We start from the raw sequence: 20,021 nt of genomic DNA, 5'->3' as shown, positions 1-20,021 counted from the left end.
AGAAACTAGCGTCAGATCCACTTGTTATCCAAGCGCAATTCTACTGATAAATTTTGCTAAATTTATACTAAAAAGCTACTGCTAAAGCCGGAAATATACGGTAGTAAAATAGACTAATTTTGTGTCTACAATTAAGAAATTTACTAAATTCTGATTGAAGCTAAAAATTCAGTAAGTTTAAGTATTTTGTTTTGCTTTTGAGTTGACAATTGAAAAGACGTAGATCTCGACTGAGATTAACGCGAATGAGAAAGATAGATGCAGCGTTCCTATCAATGTCATGATTGAATCACGAGCTACTTCTACAAATATCAGCTCATTACGTCAGTCTCCACTGTCGTATCTTGCAAAACAGTATGCATCTATCTGCTTTTATCTAGTATTGAAGTGGGCAGGAGGAGAATCGAACTCCTATGACCGCAAGGTCGCCACATTTTGAGTGTGGTGCGTCTACCAGTTTCGCCACCCGCCCTTGGGTGCAGCTTTATGATTATAGTGCATAGTGTGACTTTCTAACAAGTTTTGATAATCTCGACTTGATGCCCAGCGATCTATTTCTCTTGCGCGTAGTACTGGTAAGGGATGAGTTAATTGAGATGTCCGCGCTGATTTTAAGACTTCTCCCATTTCAGTATTACTGATATCGTCATAGGCGCGTGCTTGAGCGAGAAAAGCATCTAAATTGAGTTGTGGTGCTAGTGTTGGCGAACCGCCAGACAACTTCATCAAAAGTGACATCACAATTTTGGGATCTTGAGTTGCAAGTAATGCTGCGCGATCGCACGTAAATTCTGCGCATCTTACCCACTCTAAAAGTTGTGCTTGTAGTGCTTGAGCAACAAAGCCACCGAAATTTGGTAACTGCCCTGCTGCTAATACCACCAAATTCACTAAGGTAAGATACACTCCATGATCGCATTTAAGATGACCTAATTCATGAGCAATAACTGCTTGAATTTCTTCTGGAGTCAGCAACTCTAACAAAGAAGTATGTATGACAATAAATGGCTGCTTTCCACGCATAGCAAACGTGTAAGCATTGGGTACTGGATGTTGACGGACATACAATTGTGGTGGTTCAAGATCCAATACTCGACAAGCTTCTACTAGTAGCTTGTGAAACTGAGGTAGTTGTTGCTCTCCTACCAGAATACTTGAGGCAATATTTTCTACATAAAAAAACTGTTCTGCCATTTGCCCTAGCAGATTACGCACTAAAATATCAACGCCAGGAATCTGCTTGAGAGCTTTGGTAGCTTCTAAATCTAATGGATGACGAAACTCGTCGGCTTTTAAACCAATTAGCTGAATTGTAGAAAACATGCGTCGTTTTGGCTTGAGAAAGAATAAAGGAATTGCCGCTAGGTGTGATTAGCCTAATGCGATGTTATGTGTTCAGTATAACGAACAAAGCTTTTCCACTAAGGTTTGACAATCATTTACTACAAGCACCTGAAAAACTATAGGCAAGTACAAAAACATTGCCAGCTCAAGTCTATCCTCTTGTATTGGTCAATAAAGCTACCCGACTTCCGGTATACACTAAATGTCAAATCTTTACTGATCTCAGCGTATTTTCATTTAAGATATAGCGCTCATAGTATAGTTAAAACCTGAAGTCAGTAGTCGTAAAACCACATAAATGACACCGAAAGTGGAAAAAACTTGCTAGTTCTTCTAAAGCTACAAAAATGTTAATCCTTTTCAGATAAAACGGGATCGCTTGTCAAACAAACACCACTGATATCTCCAATCGCGGGAATACGTTCTAGTTTTGCGCCTAACGCTAGCAGTTTAGTTTCTAATTGTTCATATCCTCGGTCTAGATGGTGCAAGCACTGAATGGTTGTTTTACCATCAGCTGCTAATCCAGCTAAAACAAGTGCTGCAGAAGCACGGAGGTCAGTTGCTACTACTGGTGCACCAGATAACATAGAAACTCCTCGCACGAGTGCGTGGTTGCCTTTAACGCGAATATCTGCTCCCATACGATTAAGTTCTGCCACATGACGCATGCGGTTTTCAAAAACCGTTTCCGTGATTAAGCTATTGCCTTCACTCAGTGTTAGCAAAGCCATAAACTGCGCCTGCATATCAGTAGGAAACCCAGGATAAGGCAAGGTTTCAATATCGGTTGCTTTAATGCTGTCTCCAGGAAGAATCCGCAAGCAGTCAGATGATTCAGTGATAATTTGAGCACCAGTTTCTTGGAGTTTAGCAATAACCGCAGTCAGATGTTCGGGAACAACTGGAGATAAGCTAATTTCAGAATGTGTCATTGCACCTGCGACTAGGAAAGTTCCAGCCTCAATCCGGTCTGGATTAATCGTATAGTCTGTAGAATGCAAGCTGGGAACTCCAGCGATTGTAATTGTATTTGTTCCTGCTCCTCGGATGCGAGCGCCCATTGCTTGACAGAAATTTGCTAAGTCTACAACTTCTGGCTCTTGTGCTGCATTTTCAATTGTTGTTTCTCCCTCTGCCAGAGTAGCAGCCATCATAATCGTTTCTGTCGCACCAACGCTGGGATAATCTAAGTAAATTTTTGCTCCTCTTAACTTGCGTTGACTACCAGTTACATAGGCATGGACAATACCATGTTCGATTTGAACATCAGCTCCCATTGCTTGTAAACCCCGAACATGAAGGTCAACAGGTCGAGCGCCAATGGTACAACCACCAGGTAGAGGAATGCGTGCTACTCCCAATCTTGCCAGTAATGGACCAATAATGAAGAAACTCGCTCGTAGCTGGCTAACTATTTCGTAAGGAGCTTTAGAGTGACTAATCGTACTGGCATTGATGTCTAAAACATCTTGCTGATGATCAATCTTGACTCCCAAAGCCGTTAAAATCTGCTCCATTCGCATAACGTCTACTAGTTTAGGAACATTGCGAATGCGGCAATCTTGAGGACAAAGCAGGGCTGCGGCTATGATTGTCAGCGCAGAATTTTTTGCTCCACTAATATTGACATGACCTTTGAGAAGATGCTTTCCCCAAATCTGTAGAACAGCAGCGTCAGCATCAGACTGTGTGTGTGTGTCTTTCAAACCATCAGAGGTAGTAATAGGTCTATCCTCCATAAATAATTAAGTACTTTTACAAGTTCAAAGTTGGTTTTGATTCTACATTGACATTTGCAAAAGTTAAACATTGTGAGTCATCGCATATTAATTTCATCGTCTTTTTAAGAAAAGAGTATTTACACGGTTGTTTTTTATTGTTTCATGTGATCTTATAAGAAACCTTTGATTAAGTAAACTTTCCTTTCTTGACTTTGAGCTAAAACTGAGAGATAATAAAAAGCTGCTTTAATAAACTCCATGCGGAACTGGCGGAATTGGCAGACGCGCTAGATTCAGGTTCTAGTGCCGCAAGGCTTCCGGGTTCAAGTCCCGGGTTCCGCATTTTTTGTGGACTCAACATGAAAATGTGTTGAGCAATTGTATTATGCTCTTAGTAAGAATGATGCTAAAGAAACTTGCAAGCTAGTCGGTTTAATTGCTTCATACGCAATCAGGTTAAGCTTGTTGATATCCTGCACGAGTTGAATCACAAAATTTCTATCGTCTAATTTTGCTTGTTCTCCATCAGTGTAATCGCGTAAAAGCTTCTGTACGTCTTTCTTTGTCTTTTGGGCTAGGTATAAATTTTAGCCGTTTTAGGATCGATTCGCAGTAGTTTATGCGTTGCGTGTTCGCCAACGATGCCAAAGAATGTGACAATATTTAGCAACAGATTGTCAGAATTGCGGTGCTTGAAAACAAGCCAATGTTGATTATCGATGCCCTTGATAGAGGTGTTCACGAATGATTTAGGAATGCCATATTACAAAGGATACGATTAAAGTAAAAGTACCCCAAAGTTGGGGAACCAGTGCGCCCTTGGGAGTTCCCCCCGTTGTATCAAGTGGCGTGGATTTAGGGGGCAAATACGACTCAGCTACCATCATCTATCTAAAAACGTGCGATCGCACTCGCAGGAAAATTCCAGGGCACAGCATTCACGCTTGAAAAAGTACACTGTAGCTGATAACTTTAAATTCATTCGGCAATTGACTGCTACAGATTGTATGCTCACCAGTTTGCAAAATCCTCTGGTCAAGCAGTTACGGAAATTGCATTCCGCAAAAGAACGGCGCGATCAAGGCGTGTTTTTAATCGAAGGAACGCACTTACTGCAAGAAGCTTGTCGCGTAAAATACCCATTGGCAACCATCTGCTGTACTCCACAGTGGCAAAGTCGCAACCCGATACTATGGCAACAAGCCTCTCAGCAAGCCCAACGCGGGGAAATTGTCAGTGAAGACGTTTTGCAAGCGATCGCCACAACAGTCAACCCTGATGGCGTTGTCGCAACAGCACACCGCAGTTCGCATCATGCGCAAATACCTTATAGTGGTTTAGCACTAGCTTTAGAAAATATCCAAGATCCAGGCAACATCGGTACAATCATCCGCACGGCTACTGCTGCGGGCGCGAGTGGATTATGGCTGAATGCAAATAGTGTAGATATGTATCATCCCAAAGTGTTAAGAGCGACAGCAGGACAATGGTTTCGCTTACCGATCGCCGTCAGTTCCGATTTAATGACAACAGTGAGCAAATGTCAACAAGCAGCAATGCAAGTTGTAGCAACACAAGCAGATGCGCCGTTAACTTACTGGGAAGTCGATTGGCAGCGTCCTAGTTTAATTTTGCTAGGTAATGAAGGTGCAGGCTTATCTTCTCAATTAGTCGCACAAAGCGATTTTTGTGTCAGAATTCCGCAAAATGCTGAAGTCGAATCTTTGAATGTAGCGATCGCAGCGGCTTTAATGTTGTACGAAGCACAGCGCCAAAAAATATTTTCCACAACGCAATAAAGCTGTATTGCGGCATATGCTTGCGAATAAGTTGCAATATCTACTTCTTTAGTTGCTTTTTTCCTAAAAGTTTACTTGGCAAGATAAGCATAATCATTTTCAATAAGTTATAGGGAAGACTTGCTGGCTTTCCTTACTGTGTTTAAAAGATTGGCTTATGATTCTCAAAATATAGTGAGAATTTTTCTTATCTAATCAAAAATGTAGAAGGAAATTAGTTATAAGAATTAACTTTAACATGGTGCAACAACTTCGCAGATGTAATTTAGAGTTTATGACGTTGATAGCACGAGTACTCGTTGCGAACAACGGGCACTACGACCACATTTCAAGGCAGATTTGACTAACTATGCAAATTTCTAGAGGGATCACAGCTCATAAACCGCCGTTATTTTTACTGATTACAGGTGCAATTACTGCCGTTGCAATTGTCATTCCTTTAACGTATTTAGTGATTCGGACTGCGGGTGTAGGCATAGAAGAATTAGCAGATTTACTTTTGCGCCCTCGAACTGTCACTGTATTAATCAACAGCGCCGGAATGGCAGCAGGAGTCACCTTATTTTCTGCCTTAATTGCTATTCCACTTGCTTTTTTGACAGTTAGAACGGATTTACCTTGGCGGCGGTTTTGGTTAATTGTGACGACTCTCCCTTTAGCGGTACCGAGTTATGTGGGTAGTTTTGCACTAATTGCAGCGTTTGGACCACGAGGAAGCTTATTACAACTACTACTAGAACCACTGGGAGTGCAAGAGCTACCGAGCATTTATGGTTGGTTTGGCACGATTTTAGCGATTACTTTATTTACTTACCCATATATTTTATTGAGTGTACGTGCGGGATTACACGGAATTGATCCTGCTATGGAAGAAGCCGCACTGAGTTTGGGATATAGTAAACGAGCGACCTTTTTTCGCGTCATCTTACCACAGTTGCGTCCTTCGATAGTTGCAGGTTCACTTTTAGTGGCTTTGTACGCTTTACGAGATTTTGGCACACCCTCACTCATGCGGTTTGATGCATTTACACGAGTCATCTTTCTGCAATACAGGTCGAGTTTTAACCGCAATTTAGCCGCTGCACTAGCTTTAGTTTTAGTTGTCTTAGTGCTAGGAATTTTGTGGTTAGAGAACAAGGCGCGATCGCGTGCGAGGTATTACAGTCGTCGTGCTTCCCGACGTACTTCACAAGTCAAACTAGGATATTGGAAGCTTCCAGCACTTTTGTTTTGCACAGCTATCACTCTGATTGGTTTAGTATTACCAGTTGGTGTAGCTTTGTTTTGGTTGATACGAGGCTTAAGTGTTGGTGGTGGAGATGCCGTTAATTTAGCTCAAGATATGGTGCAACCCGCACTTAACTCAATTTGGGCATCAGTATTAGCTGCGATCGCTGCAACAATTTGTGCTTTACCAGTAGCAATTTTGGCAGTGCGCTTTCCTAGCCGTATAACTGCGATCATCGAGCGCTGTAGCTACATCGGCTTTGGACTACCAGGCATTGTCGTCGCTTTATCACTTGTATTTCTAGGTGCTAACTATCTTCCTTGGATTTATCAAACTGTACCAATTTTGGTTTTTGCCTATTTAGTCTTATTTTTACCGCAATCTGTCGGCACAGTACGTAGTTCGCTGCTTCAGGTAAACCCCCAACTGGAAGAATCTGCTCAAGTGTTAGGTAGAACTCCGTGGCAGACTTTGCGAGAAATTACCTTACCACTCGTTCGCCCAGGAATATTAAGTGGCTCAATGTTGGTATTTTTGACAGCAATTAAGGAATTACCAGCAACATTGTTACTCGCGCCAATTGGCTTTTCAACACTCGCAACAAAAATTTGGACGGCAACAGAAAATGTAGCTTTTAGTGATGCAGCAGCAGCAGCATTGACGATGTTGTTAGTTTCCTTTGGATCAACTTTATTTATGCTTTCTCAAGAGCAATAGCAGGAGGTTAATTGAGTTTCATGGAGCAGGAGCAAGTAATTCTTCGTATAGATGGCGTAACTAAACAGTTCCACCAAACATCAAAACCAGCTGTTGTGAATGTCAGTTTCAGTCTTCTTCAAGGAGATTTACTCGGTTTATTAGGTCCCTCAGGTTGTGGCAAAACAACATTGTTGCGGTTGATTGCTGGGTTTGAGCGTCCGCAATCAGGGAGAATCAAAATTGCTGAAAAGATTGTCGCTGGTAGACATTGGATACCCCCAGAACAGCGATCGGTAGGAATGGTGTTTCAGGACTACGCATTGTTTCCGCACTTGACAGTTGCTGAGAATATTGCTTTTGGTTTGCGCTCCAGTAAAAAGTGTAGCGATCGCGTCGATCAACTAACAGAACTTGTTGGTTTAGCAGGATTAGAAAAACGCTATCCGCATGAATTATCTGGCGGACAACAGCAACGTGTTGCCTTAGCAAGAGCCTTAGCACCAGAACCAGCACTAATTTTATTAGATGAACCTTTGAGTAATCTTGATGTGCAAGTACGCTTGCGCTTACGCGAAGAGTTACGGGAAATTTTAAAAGCAACAGGAATCTCAAGTGTTTTCGTTACTCACGATCAAGAAGAAGCCCTGGCGATCGCTGACAAAGTTGCCGTCATGCGTCAAGGAAACATAGAACAATTAGGCACGCCAGAAGAAGTATATACTCATCCACAAACACGCTTTGTTGCAGAATTTGTCACTCGTGCGAACTTTTTACCAGCTAAACGTATTGGGCAATTATGGGAAACCGAAATTGGCTGTTTCAAAGTGAAAAAAGAGACAGCAGATAAACAAGAAGTAGGAGACTTGATGATTCGCGAAGAAGATTTGATCTTACAGCGTGTTGATAATGCTCCTGTGATTATTCACACTCGGAGATTTTTAGGGCGCGAATACCGCTACTGTTTGCAAACTTCATCTGGTAAAAGATTACACGCACGCACATCTGCAGAAATAGTTTTACCCGTGGGAGCGCGAGTTGAGTTAGCGGTTGCAGAGCAAGCAATTCGATTTTTTCCGCATAAAGACATCTCAGATAATTTAGTGATGAATTCATGCGCTTCTCACTAATTTTTAACTTCTTCGCTTGCACTGACTCATTGTTGCGGAGCGATCGCGAGTCATCTTGGATAGTTAAAATACACCATTAATGTAAACTTTTTTAGGTTGAAAAATAGATTTAATTTTTTGAGGAACGATGACTAAAGTTGATTTTGTGTGGATCTTTTCAACTCCGAAATGACCTTGTACCCGCAACCATGAGTTAGAAGTAAATCTTGCTGCCTTGGGTGTGTAAACAGGTAATCCCAGGGGTACTGTATCAGCTAAACAACAACGAATGACGTGTCGAGCTAGGATGAATTGCTCAGGTGAATTTATTACAGGCTGCACGAAACCAATTAAATCAACAGGTTCGCCAGGAAAAGTTTCTAAAGGATCTTTCACCGAAGAAATTAAACGCCGCCATTGCAAAACATTGCGTTTATATGGATTTGATTCTTCATGCGCAGATTCAGCATACTTCCAAACATCAATGTTCGGTTTCTCTGTTAACCAACTTTTTGTGATTTGTTTAGCAATATCTTGAAATAACTGAAGTGATTTTTGCATCTGCAATTGAATAACTAGCTAGTTGTTAGTTGTTAGTTGCTAGTTGCTAGTTGTTAGTTGTTAGTTGTTAGTTGTTAGTTGCTAGTTGCTAGTTGCTAGTTGTTAGTCAATCACTAATCACTAGTCACTAATCACTAATCACTAGTCACTAGCCACTACTTAATGCGAGTATCGAGCATTTCGGCTAATTCTTGTTCGGCAAAAGCTTTAGTGACTTCTGAGCGTAAATGTTCGACAAACATAGCACGATGACGTTCAAATTCTGTGCTAATCACATCGCGCGGACGTGGCATATTAATTTTGACACTTTCTAACACCCTTCCTGGACGCGCTGTGAGAATAATCACGCGATCTGCTAGATAAACTGCTTCATCAATGTGGTGCGTGACAAATATGACTGTTTTGTTTGTGCCTTGCCAGATATCGAGCAAAAACTTTTGCATATTGTATCGAGTTTGCACATCTAAAGCTGCAAATGGCTCGTCCATTAGAATAATATCGGCTCCCAAACATAAAGCCCGCGCGATGCAAGCACGTTGTTGCATTCCTCCAGACAGTTGATGCGGGTACTTGTTTGCAAAGTTACGCAAACCGACTTCGCTAAGAAAGTGTTGTGCGCGTTGATAGCGTTCTTGCTTATTGATGCCTTTCAAGGTGAGTCCGAAAGCAACGTTATCAATTAACGATAACCACGGTAACAGGGAAGGTTGCTGGAAAATTAATGAGCGATCGCTTTGTGGTGCTTTAATTGGTTTGCCATCATGAAAGATTGTGCCACTCGTTGGCTTTTCTAAGCCTGCAATCATTGATAGTAGTGTACTTTTACCACAACCACTAGGTCCAATAATGACAACAAATTCACCCGAATTAACAGAAAAACTAATGTCATCGAGTGTGAGTAATTCATCTGCAGTTCCTATTCCCCAAGCTTTACTGACGTGCTGACAGACAATCTCACCCATTGGTATTTACCTCATCTAAATTTGAGCATTACTCTTCCACCACAGCACGCGCTTTTGAATTTGAGCAAATCCGGTGTCTAGCAGGTATCCGACAACGCCAATCATTGCCATACCCAAAAACATCAATCGCGCATTAAACATCTGTCGCCCTACCATGACGATCGCACCCAATCCGGTGTTGACTCCTACCATTTCTGCAGCTAATACCGCCATCCACGCACCAAACAAGTTCATCCGCAGAATGACAAATAAATCAGGAATAATCGCCGGAATGATAATGTGACGCATCACTTGGCTGCGATTTGCACCGAGTACCCGCGCAGTATTGATGTAAATTTGCTCGACTTTATTGATGCTATTAATCGTACCGAGCGTCAGAATAAAGAAAATACCCACAAAAACAACAAAAATCGCTGCACTGTCGCCAATTCCAAACGCCAGAATTGCTAAGGGAATCCAAGCAACAGGTGCAATTGGAGCAAGTAAGGTAATGACTGGTAGCGTTAACTTACCGAAGATATTGAAGTAAGACGCTAAACAACCAAAGACAAGTGCTGCAGCAAAGCCTAGCGAAATTCCAATGAGTACGCGCTTGAGTGTCGCGGCGATCGCAGTTAAGGCAACGAAATTAGCACCTGTGCGTTCTACTCCAATCCTTGGCGTTAAAAACTGTTGTTGATTGCCAATTTCAGCTAAAAACTGATGTGGTGGTGGCAAGATGAGCGTATTAACTAACCCCATCCATGTTAACAGTTCCCAAATTCCAATAAATAATCCAATAGAAAGAATCCACCATCCGGCATTAATAGTAAATTCTTTTAAATTATTTCGCAGTTTGGAACGTGGTTTATTTTGGTTAGTTTGTATTGTAAATTGACTATCAGAATCCGCCGCAGTCTGTTTTGATTTCAACATAATTTACTATTGATGAATTTAATCTTTGTAGCAAAAATCTGATAATTAATCGAAAGTCTCTTCCTCAAAAATTACCCATTACTAATTACCAATTACGCTGCTTCTGTTTTCACTCGCACGCGCTGCCACAATTCTGGACTTTCTTGAATAACTTGATCGAGCAAGGAAAAATTTACAAAGTTGTCATCAGGCTTTTGATTGATATAGTTCAATGCCACCATACTTTCTGCCCGCGAATACATAAAGTCGCGTTTGTTACGAATATCGACACCAGGTGGTTGCGCTTGTGCGGCTTGCAGCAAACTTGCCATATCAGTTTTGTAGTATTTATCGATTGTTGTTTTTGCTGCTTCTTCAAAGTTGTTTTCGATTAAATATTGTGCTTCAAAAAAAGTGCGAATAACGTTTTTTACAACTTCCGGTTCGTTTTGAATGAGTTCATTTCGTGCTGCTACTACGCAATCGGGATATCCAGCACCATAAATATCGGTTCCGTCTCCGAGTACGTTACCGTTTGTTGATGTTTTGGCTTTTGTAGCGTAAGGTTCAATGCTACTAATTGCATCAACTTGTCCGGCTAAATAAGCATTGAGAACTTCAGTTGAATCACCAAAATAAACCATTTCTACATCGCTATAGCTCATGCCTTCGCGTTGCAGATAGTCGTATACAATAATGTCTAAAGTATCTGCTTGAAATGTGCCAATTTTTCTACCTTTGAGGTCTTGGAAACTTTTAAACTCAGGCTTAGCAACGACAATTAATCCTTCAATTCCACTTCCCGCAACAACTTGAAAAGATGCGCCTTGAGTGTAAGCAGCGATCGCATTTGTAAACGGAATTACTGCCATTTCGACTTGCCCTGTGGCTAGCTGTGCGGCAATATCTGCATTAAATGGAGTTAAGGCGGTTGTGCCACTAAAACCGTATTGCTCAAATAGTTGCTTTTCAGAAGCGTAGAATAGAGGTAAATTGCAAAGTCCGCTGCCGTGTGAAAACTTGATGGTGCGACTGCCTGAGTTGCTTTGGTTGTTACTACAAGAATTGAGTAATATTGGTGCGATCGCTGCTGCTATTCCCATTCCTAAGAAACGACGGCGATTGTGGCGAATACTCAACGGCAGATTGCTAATGATACCTAGCATAATGTTTTTCTCTGCTCTATCAACTAAATGTTTGATGATTTATCAGTTTTGGATGGCGATCGCTTGTTTTAATGTCGGGCGTTTTGACAGTAGAATGGATCGCAATGGCTGTGGTCTAGCCAACCATCGTAGAATTGTTTGACATAAGGAAAGACTGCTTGCGCTAGTACGCAACGACGTTCTTCGGCTGGAGTTAATGGGACTTTTAGTGAATTTGCTAATTCTTCTAGTGCTTCGGCTTTATCTACTTTGGTGAATTTGCCTTCTTTGTAAATGACTTCACCCGCAACTATGACTGTTTCCACTCCAGAAGTACGACTGCGGTGGAGTACAGCATCTAATATGGGAATTGCTCGATCTAAATATGGGTAGGCAATATGCTGCCAATTCATCATGACAATATCTGCAGCTTTACCGACTTCTAAAGTGCCGATTTCATGGGCGAATCCAGTTGTTTTTGCACCGTGTTCAGTCGCCATTTGGAAGACTTGGGGTGATGTTGGTACTAACTCATCCATTCCAGGGACGCGATGCAACTTTAAGACGAGGCGCATTTCTTGCAACATATCGCGATCGTCGTTGATTCCTGCTTCGTCTAACCCCATCCCTACAGTGACACCGCGTTTGACGTAATGATTTAAAGGTGCGATTCCACTTTGCAAGCGCAGATTAGAACTGGCATTGTGACAAATCATTGTGCCTGATTCTGCTACCAAATCGATGTCGTCTTCTGTGAGCCAAACACCGTGTCCTAGTGTAAGATGCGATCCGAGAATTCCTAAATCGTGAAGGTGACGAACAGCAGTTTTACCAGTACGATTTTGAGCATAAACTTTCTGGTAAGCTGTCTCTAGTAGGTGCATATGCATACCGACGTCATACTTCAAAGAGTAGACTTGCAGTTTTTCTAAAGCTTCGTCTGAACACCAATGCAAATTAGCTGGCGCAAGTTGAATGCGAATGCGTCCATCTGCGTTGCGATCCCATTTCTGCCAAAGATGCTCAAAAAAATCGAGGTAATCTTGTAGTGGCACTTCTTGCGCTTTGAGAATTGCGGCAATTTCTGGGGCAATATCTGCAGGTAGCTTTTTGACAAATTCCTCGTTTGCTTCGTAGACAAAATGATTTTGATCGCGTACTGCAAAGCAATAAGACGATCGCATCCCAATATCGTGATATGCTTGCAACACTTGTTCGGCAATTCCCAACCACGTTGATGCAGGACCAGGACGCCAGCCATGAATATGCTGTACAGTAGTGACTCCTGACTCGATCATCTCAAATGCAGAATAGAGAGTATCAAGGTAGAGATTGACATTTCGCGCTGCAAGGCGACTCGCAAACCACAATTCTAAAGGGTAGTCGGGTGAACCAAGTTGAAACGGCGTAAGCCCTACATGATGATGGCAGTTAACTAATCCAGGTAAAACGACATCTTCAGATGAACCTAGAATCTGATCTGGTTGGTATTTCTCAATGAGATCTGCGTATTTACCAATCTCAACAATTTTGCCATTCTGTTGAAAAATTGCACCATCTTCAATCATTTCAACATCAGTTCTACTCAGTGCTTTGCAAATTACGTACTTGCCACGAATCAATGAGGAATGCATATGACTTTCACTGAAAAGGGAGTAGGAGCGAGAGCAATAGAAAGATTAATCCTTCACAAGGATGAAGATGTAAATAGCCTATTTCATACGAAAATAGAAATAAATTACTGAATTATTTTTATGCAATTAATATTGAGAATTTGCTTTACAAACATTATTACAATAGCTCATAGCAGTGGCATAAAAGAATTTCAGGATTGTTGCGCTAGCGTCATGAAACGCCTTACCTAAAAGCTTTAGCCACGCCAAGCTAAGCTATTTTTAGCTTAAAATTCTTTTAGTTAGAAAACTGTATCAGATTAAACAAGTTATTACTTTGCAACATTATCTATTAATTGGGTAATGGGTAATGGGTAATGGGTAATATATATGCTTACCAATTACCTATGACCATTTACCAGCCTTTAAGTTACGTTTATCACCCAGTTTCCTATTAACTGCATAAGGATCTTTGCTAAAGCCAACGGTGACGAAAATCCAATCTCTCTTGTAATAAATAAGCAAATTGAAGTAACTCAGCTTCACCTCGTGGTTTACCAATTAATTGCATACCAATAGGTAATCCTGATGTTGTCCAACCACAAGGAATTGAAATTGCCGGTAAACCTGTTAAAGAGATGGTGTAGGTAATTGTTAAGTAGTCAATAATATTACGCAACGGAGTACCATTAATTTCTAAAATCTCTGGTTGTGTATGCAGGAATGGAGGAACACTGGCGCTGACGGTTGCAAGAATATCGTAATGTTTGAAGAAGTTTAAGAAGTTAAGATATAGGCGATCGCGATCGGCTTCTGCTTGTAAAAGATTGGCTGCTAAAATTCCCTTACCGCGTTCAATATTCCACCGCACACTTTCTGAAAGGAGATCGGCATACTTCTCGTAATGATGCTTTTGTTTGTGTCGTAATGTCGCCGCCCGTAGTGTCTCAAAGGCATATTGTGCCATCGAACAATCAGGATGTGCAGCATCTACCTGAGGACATAAATCAGCAATTTGCGCAATAGCACCATCAAAAACTGCCTCAACTTCAGCATCAATCTTAGCAATTCCTAAATTTGCACTGAAGCCAACACGTATGCTGTTTGGTAAGCGATCGCACATCTGCAGTGAAAAATCTGGTCTATTCCATTGACTCCCTACCGAAAGTGGATCGCCCCAGTCCTCACCAGCCATTGCCGCCAGCATCAATGCGGCATCTTCTACTGTACGCGCTAAAATTCCATCGGTATCTAAATAATCCCATAACAACATCTTGCGACGACGCGGAATCCGCCCAGCAGAAGGACGTAGCCCGACAATATTACAAAAGCTTGCCGGAGTGCGCACCGATCCACCCATATCAGTGCCTTGGGCTAGGTAACACATTCCCGTTGCGACTGCGACAGCTGCGCCACCACTCGATCCACCACAAGTGTAATTCGGATTGTAAGGATTGGCAGTTGGTCCATAAAGTGAGTTTGTACAGTGTGCACCTAAACCAAATTCAGGTGTATTCGTTTTACCGATTAAAATACCGCCATGAGATCGCGATCGCGCTACGCAAAGTTCATCGTGTTGAGGGACATAATCTTGATAAATGACTGAACCAAAAGTTGTCCGCACCCCTGCAGTTGGTGTTAAATCTTTTGCCGTAAAGGGAACACCATGCAGAATTCCGAGGGATTGCCCTTGTTCAATCGCTGCATCAGCTTGTTTCGCCTCTATCTCAGCGCGATCGCAGCAGGTTGTCATGATTGCTTTAAGGCGATCGTTGTGTTGTTCAATTTGTTCAAAACACGCAGCCACTGCTTCAACAACTCGTATCTGCTTACTTTGAATTGCTTGGGCGAGTTCTGTCGCCGTTAACTGATGAATTGCGTTCATGAATCAATTAAATCTACTTTGTGTTAGCCTACAGACTAAAGTCTGAGGCTAAATAAACTAAAGTGTGCCTGCGTACACTTTATAGGTTTCACTATTGGACTAGACATAGTGGTGTGAGTTTGATTAACTGCAAACTTACGTATAAACTTTAGGACGAGCGAAGCTGGATAAACCACACGCTAAAAACTTACCGCGCCCTTTTGATGCAAAAACCTCGCCTTGCTGATACACTATTTCACCCCGCGATATTGTCACTTCGGGATAACCTTGTAGTGCAATACCTTCATAAGGCGTATAGTCTACATTGTGGTGCAACATCTCGTTTGCGATTGTGACTTGTCGCTGCGTATCCCAAATGACTAAATCTGCATCAGAACCAATTGCGATCGTACCTTTTTGGGGATACAACCCGTAAAGTTTTGCGGGATTAGTTGCAGTTAAGGCAACAAAAGTATTTAAATCAATACGTCCTTGATTCACACCTTCAGAAAATAGCAATGGTAATCGAGTTTCAATGCCAGGAATACCATTAGGAACGTATTGAAACGAACCGTGAGTGCCACAAATTTGTTTACCTTGCGGATCGGCATAACGAAATGGTGCGTGATCTGAAGAAATGACTTGAAACACACCGTTACACAAACCATCCCAAATCACCTGCTGATTTGCTTTGTCGCGTGGTGGTGGGCTACAAATACACTTTGCGCCTTCAAATTCAGGTTGATCTAAATCAGCTGCAGTCAGAAATAAGTATTGCGGGCAAGTTTCTGCATAGATACGTAATCCACGATTTTGCGCCCATTGAATTTGCTCAACGGCTTCTGCGCCAGAAACATGAACAATGAGAATTGGTACATCTACAAGTTCGGCTAAGGCGATCGCCCGATGTGTTGCCTCGCGTTCGACAACCTGGGGACGGGCTGTGGCATGGTAGCGTGGAGAGATTTTACCAAGTTGTGCTAGGCGCTGTACCATCCAGGCGATGCAATCGCTGTTTTCTGCGTGAATCATTACAAACGCACCTTCTTGTCGCGCTACAGCTAAGACATCAAGTAAAGCGCGATCGCTCAATTTCAGATCGTCATAAGTCATGTAGACTTTGAATGAGGTATAACCCTTCCCAATAAGTTCGGGTAGTTCTTCATCTAAAACGTGCGGCGTGGGATCGGTGACAATTAAGTGAAAGGCGTAGTCAATCACTGCTTTGTCGGTTGCTCTTTGATGATAATCCTCGACTGCTGCTTTCAGTGAGTTTCCTTTCATTTGACAAGCGAAGGGAATTACCGTTGTTGTGCCACCACACGCTGCTGAAAGTGTGCCAGTGTAAAAATCATCTGCCATTACCGAACCATCATTCATCGGTTGATCCATGTGGCAATGCGCATCAACACCACCAGGTAAAACTAATTTGTTGGTAGCATCAATTTCTTGCTTTCCCTTGGGAAGTTCCGCTGCAAGTGCGACAATTTGCCCTTGACGGATGCCAATATCGCAATTCATCACATCCGCTGCTGTCGCTACCTTACCATTACGAATGACTAAATCAAATTCTGTCATATGCCCTACTGACTAACTGAGTGCGAGAATAAACTACCCCATCCCTCAACGCGGCTAGCATCAACACCAGCAATGCAAAGTGATTTCCAAACTGCTGCTGCAACGGTGTCGTAGATCGGAATACCAAGTTCTTTTTCTAATTCAGCTACTAATGGTGCAGCCCGCAAATTAGTGCAAAAAGTCAAAATGGCTTGTGGTTGTTCCGCTGCCACAGCACGAATCATCGACGTGAGTTTATCTGCGGTAACTTCCGAAAACTCAAAGTTAACTGATAAATTGAGATGTTCTTCTGCAACACAATGAAACCCTGCTTCAGCAAAGTTGATGATAATGCGTTCTTGGACATCGGTAAGGTAAGGCGTAACTAATCCAAACTTGGTGATTTGGCGATCGCGCAAAATATCTATTAATGCCAGTACCGAAGTTGTTGCTGGAATTCCTGTCACTGCTGTAATTTGCTGACACAGTTGCACGTCAGCCTCAAACCCTAGCCAACCTGCGGATGTGCCATTCCAGGCGATCGCATCCACTTTGGCATCGGCTAAAAGTTGCGCAGCATCGATAAGTGGCTTGTTATCAAATTGCTGTAATGCTTGCTCTTGCAACGATATTTCTGTAACGCGAAACCGTCCAAAATGTGCTGAAACTTCAGGCAAGCTACTCACCATCGCACTCGTTACAGGTTCGAGAACAGTGTTTGAAGAAGGAGTAAGCATTCCTAAAAGAACACGCTTAGCCATGCATGACTCGCAATAAATCTAAAACAGTACAGTAATGCAATGCTCAGTCAGTAAAAAACTAAAGTATCAATTAACTTCGTTATGCTACGAAAATATTTAATCTGAATTTTTGCACAATATTGCATGAAATTATAAAATTAGTGTATACAAGAATAATGATAATAACTGTATCGCAAAGTACATTTAATTAATTCGTAATTATCTACTCTCCCCGCCAAACAGCTTAAAATGTAAAGTCCTCCGCCTGTGGGGGATTTAGGGGGCGAGAAGCTTCAAATAGAAATTACAAATTATATTGACGTTAAATTAGGAAAAGTACTAAAGACCGTCCGCTGCAAAGGAGAATAATATTGACTTCTCAGTTGCCACAACGTAGTAAGCCGCTATACGAACAAACGTATCTAGCCTTACGTTCAGCAATTTTAACGGGAGAAATCGCTGTAAATGAACGACTTATTGAAAGTCAACTTGCACAACGCTTTCAGGTAAGTAGAACTCCAGTTCGCGAAGCGATTCGCCGCTTACAGCAAGAAAACTTACTCGCATCGGATGGTGATGGGGCATTACACATTACTAAGCTTTCGTTACACGATGCCATTAAACTCTACGATTGCCGCATTGCACTAGAACAACTCAGTGTTGTAGGAGCCTGCGAGAACGCAACAGCAGAACAGTTAAAGGCAATTGAGCAAACACTCATTCAAGCCGAAAGCTTAGCCCAGCGAGGACACAAGCAGTTACATGATAAACTATTAGATTTCAATTTTGACTTTCATCGTTTAATTGCCGAAAGTTCAGATAATCCTTGGTTAGTGCCACTGTTGGATCATCTGTCGAGTCATACGCGACTTTTGAGAACCCAAACCTTACAAACCGAACCTGACATTACTAACATTCACAGAGAACATCGGCAAGTGTATGAAGCGATCGCCCATCATGATGCACCAACCGCCGTAAAATATATTACGCATCATCTCGCAGCAAGTCAGCAGCGCATTATTGAAATATTCGAGCGATCGCTGCCAATATCATCAGCAGAAAAACCGCAACAAGAAGCACTGCAATGCCCTCGGTGTTTATCTTTTGAGGTGAGTCGCAACGGAAGGCGTATGGGTAAGCAAGGTTACATTTGTAAACAGTGTGGACGACAGTTTCTCGCTACTTATGAGTCATCACGCTACTCAGCAGAGATTCAACAAAAGTGCATCACTTTACACAATAAGGGCATAGGATTTCGCGAAATTGAGAAACTTACGGGTGTTAACCACAATACAATTATTCGCTGGGTAAAATCTACGTCAGCTAAAGTTTATAAAAGCAATTAGCGAATAACCAAAATAGGTCATTAATCTATTGACGAAACTACCCAGTTCGCTATTTCGAGTAGTCCTCGATCGCGTAACCGTTTTCCGACAAGCTGAATGCCCAAGGGTAAACCGTTACTGACACCTACAGGTATACTAATCGCAGGTAATCCACACAATGTCCATAAAGCACAAAAAACAGGAGAACCAGTATTTTCTAAACCGTAGGGTGCAATACCCGTTGTCACGGGTGTCAAAATAGCATCAAATTCTGATAGGATTTTTGCCAGTGTGATATTGTAATCAACAACCGCGTGACGAGCTTGAGCATATGCGATCGCATCTATAGTTCGTCCTCTAATAATAAGTTGCTGTAATTTTAAAGACATATCCTGGGCATAAAGAGCGTAATCTGCACCATGATTTGCAGCAACATCTACCGCACAGAGGATTTCAATATAATCGAGATACGCATCAAAATCTGACGGTGCGACTTGTGAAACCGTAGCACCTGCTGCAACGAGTGTTGTTACGCTATCGAGAAGTACTTGCTTCGCCTCAGGTTCAACTTGAAACCATTGCGATCCTAGAATAAGTGCTAATTTGGGATGATGTTTCTGTGGTGGTGGTGCAATTAGCGTACCGTAACAATCAGGATCGCGATCGTCAGTTCCAGCTAAAACACTTAATACTAAATCAATGTCTGCAATCGTGCGAGCAAAGATACCGACATGATCGAGTTCTCGACTGCTTGGCATCAAACCATAACGTGAAATTACACCAAAACTAGGTTTAAAGCCAAAAACTCCACAATAAGCCGCAGGGCGTAAAATTGAGCCAACCATTTGCGTACCAATTGCGATTGGTACCATTCCATCAGCTACCGCTGCTGCTGAACCACTTGAACTTGCACCAGGAGTATGCTCAGGGTTATGAGGATTGCGAGTTTTATTTGGGCGAGCGATCGCATACTCAGTCGTTACAGTTTTCCCCACAATCACTGCACCCGCAGCTTTAAGTCGCTCAACAACTGCCGCATCATACCCAAACTGGCGTCCTTGATGAATTGGCGTTCCCCATCCCGTCGGCATATCAACGGTAGCAAATGTATCTTTAATCCCAACCGGAACACCATGAAGCGCCCCTAATACTTTGCCTTGCGATCGAACTATATCACAGTGTCGAGCTTGCACAAAAGCATTTGGATTAAGGTATTCCCAAGCACCAATTACAGGTTCTCGCTCGCGAATACGCGCCAAACACGCCTCAAGAACTTTTACAGCATTACCGTGCTGCAATTTAACAATAGTTTGAGCCGTTGGATAGTCTATCATATTGATTCATGATAAAAATCATTTTGATACCAAAATTAACTCGCTTTTACATGAATTCACTCAGCCTACAGACTAAAGTCTGAGGCTATACAAACAAAGTGTGCGGAGGCACACTTCATAGTTATT

Annotated in this window: 16 protein-coding genes and 2 tRNA genes; 5 read left to right on the top strand and 13 right to left on the bottom strand. The window is 42.1% G+C overall.

Annotated elements, in window-relative coordinates:
- Positions 1-388 precede the first annotated feature (388 nt).
- The 3 genes from CSQ79_RS15845 to murA all read right to left on the bottom strand — a co-directional run bounded on the left by CSQ79_RS15845 (position 389) and on the right by murA (position 3,086).
- A tRNA-Leu gene (locus CSQ79_RS15845) sits at positions 389-472 on the bottom strand.
- Positions 451-1,323 (bottom strand): M48 family metallopeptidase, encoded by an 873-nt coding sequence (locus CSQ79_RS15840; protein ID WP_099702134.1) that lies wholly within the window; start codon positions 1,321-1,323, stop codon positions 451-453. The genes CSQ79_RS15845 and CSQ79_RS15840 overlap by 22 nt, the downstream gene beginning before the upstream one ends.
- Before the next feature lie 371 nt (positions 1,324-1,694).
- Positions 1,695-3,086 carry a UDP-N-acetylglucosamine 1-carboxyvinyltransferase gene (gene murA, locus CSQ79_RS15835; RefSeq protein WP_099702133.1) on the bottom strand — a complete coding sequence of 464 codons (1,392 nt, stop codon included), beginning with the start codon at positions 3,084-3,086 and terminating at the stop codon, positions 1,695-1,697.
- A gap of 242 nt (positions 3,087-3,328) precedes the next feature.
- Between murA and CSQ79_RS15830 the strand changes: the two genes are divergently transcribed.
- Positions 3,329-3,410 (top strand) — tRNA-Leu (locus tag CSQ79_RS15830).
- Between the two features lie 232 nt (positions 3,411-3,642).
- Here CSQ79_RS15830 and CSQ79_RS27865 read toward each other — a convergent pair.
- Positions 3,643-3,810 (bottom strand): hypothetical protein, encoded by a 168-nt coding sequence (locus CSQ79_RS27865; RefSeq protein WP_289501190.1) that lies wholly within the window; start codon positions 3,808-3,810, stop codon positions 3,643-3,645.
- Positions 3,811-4,075: 265 nt separating this feature from the next.
- Between CSQ79_RS27865 and CSQ79_RS15820 the strand changes: the two genes are divergently transcribed.
- From CSQ79_RS15820 to CSQ79_RS15810, 3 genes are all read left to right on the top strand, one after another.
- Positions 4,076-4,867, top strand: coding sequence for a TrmH family RNA methyltransferase (locus tag CSQ79_RS15820; RefSeq protein WP_099702216.1), 792 nt, complete (start codon positions 4,076-4,078; stop codon positions 4,865-4,867).
- A gap of 349 nt (positions 4,868-5,216) precedes the next feature.
- Positions 5,217-6,812, top strand: coding sequence for an ABC transporter permease (locus CSQ79_RS15815; RefSeq protein WP_099702132.1), 1,596 nt, complete (start codon positions 5,217-5,219; stop codon positions 6,810-6,812).
- A gap of 20 nt (positions 6,813-6,832) precedes the next feature.
- Complete coding sequence (locus CSQ79_RS15810) at positions 6,833-7,921, top strand: ABC transporter ATP-binding protein (protein WP_099702131.1); 1,089 nt, start codon at positions 6,833-6,835, stop codon at positions 7,919-7,921.
- A gap of 63 nt (positions 7,922-7,984) precedes the next feature.
- Here CSQ79_RS15810 and CSQ79_RS15805 read toward each other — a convergent pair whose 3' ends face one another.
- The 8 genes from CSQ79_RS15805 to CSQ79_RS15770 all read right to left on the bottom strand — a co-directional run bounded on the left by CSQ79_RS15805 (position 7,985) and on the right by CSQ79_RS15770 (position 17,257).
- Entirely contained in the window at positions 7,985-8,461 is a 477-nt protein-coding gene (locus CSQ79_RS15805; protein ID WP_099702130.1) for a TIGR03943 family putative permease subunit, read from the bottom strand.
- Between the two features lie 155 nt (positions 8,462-8,616).
- Entirely contained in the window at positions 8,617-9,423 is an 807-nt protein-coding gene (locus CSQ79_RS15800) for an ABC transporter ATP-binding protein (RefSeq protein WP_099702129.1), read from the bottom strand.
- 15 nt (positions 9,424-9,438) lie between these two features.
- The gene (locus CSQ79_RS15795) at positions 9,439-10,338 is read right to left on the bottom strand and encodes an ABC transporter permease (RefSeq protein WP_099702128.1); all 900 of its coding nucleotides are present in this window, start codon (positions 10,336-10,338) and stop codon (positions 9,439-9,441) included.
- 92 nt (positions 10,339-10,430) lie between these two features.
- Positions 10,431-11,483, bottom strand: coding sequence for an ABC transporter substrate-binding protein (locus tag CSQ79_RS15790; protein WP_099702127.1), 1,053 nt, complete (start codon positions 11,481-11,483; stop codon positions 10,431-10,433).
- A gap of 68 nt (positions 11,484-11,551) precedes the next feature.
- Positions 11,552-13,096: an amidohydrolase family protein gene (locus CSQ79_RS15785; protein ID WP_099702126.1), complete on the bottom strand. Its 1,545-nt coding sequence runs from the start codon at positions 13,094-13,096 to the stop codon at positions 11,552-11,554.
- Between the two features lie 454 nt (positions 13,097-13,550).
- Positions 13,551-14,960, bottom strand: coding sequence for an amidase (locus CSQ79_RS15780; protein ID WP_099702125.1), 1,410 nt, complete (start codon positions 14,958-14,960; stop codon positions 13,551-13,553).
- Between the two features lie 135 nt (positions 14,961-15,095).
- On the bottom strand, positions 15,096-16,517 hold the full coding sequence (gene hydA / locus CSQ79_RS15775; protein WP_099702124.1) for a dihydropyrimidinase: 1,422 nt from the start codon (positions 16,515-16,517) through the stop codon (positions 15,096-15,098).
- 5 nt (positions 16,518-16,522) lie between these two features.
- A complete protein-coding gene (locus CSQ79_RS15770; protein WP_099702123.1) occupies positions 16,523-17,257 on the bottom strand; it encodes a maleate cis-trans isomerase family protein in 735 nt (244 codons plus the stop codon).
- A 350-nt stretch (positions 17,258-17,607) separates the two neighbouring features.
- On the opposite strand from CSQ79_RS15770, the gene CSQ79_RS15765 reads away from it, so the two are divergent.
- The gene (locus CSQ79_RS15765) at positions 17,608-18,582 is read left to right on the top strand and encodes an FCD domain-containing protein (RefSeq protein WP_289501184.1); all 975 of its coding nucleotides are present in this window, start codon (positions 17,608-17,610) and stop codon (positions 18,580-18,582) included.
- A gap of 20 nt (positions 18,583-18,602) precedes the next feature.
- Here the strand turns inward: CSQ79_RS15765 and CSQ79_RS15760 are convergent, their stop codons facing one another.
- A complete protein-coding gene (locus CSQ79_RS15760) occupies positions 18,603-19,895 on the bottom strand; it encodes an amidase (protein WP_099702121.1) in 1,293 nt (430 codons plus the stop codon).
- Between the last annotated feature and the right edge of the window lie 126 nt (positions 19,896-20,021).

It is taken from the genome of Gloeocapsopsis sp. IPPAS B-1203 (assembly GCF_002749975.1).
Lineage (GTDB): Bacteria > Cyanobacteriota > Cyanobacteriia > Cyanobacteriales > Chroococcidiopsidaceae > Gloeocapsopsis.
The sequence above is the reverse complement of the archived record's forward strand: the minus strand, read 5'-3'. Positions and strand labels throughout refer to the sequence as shown.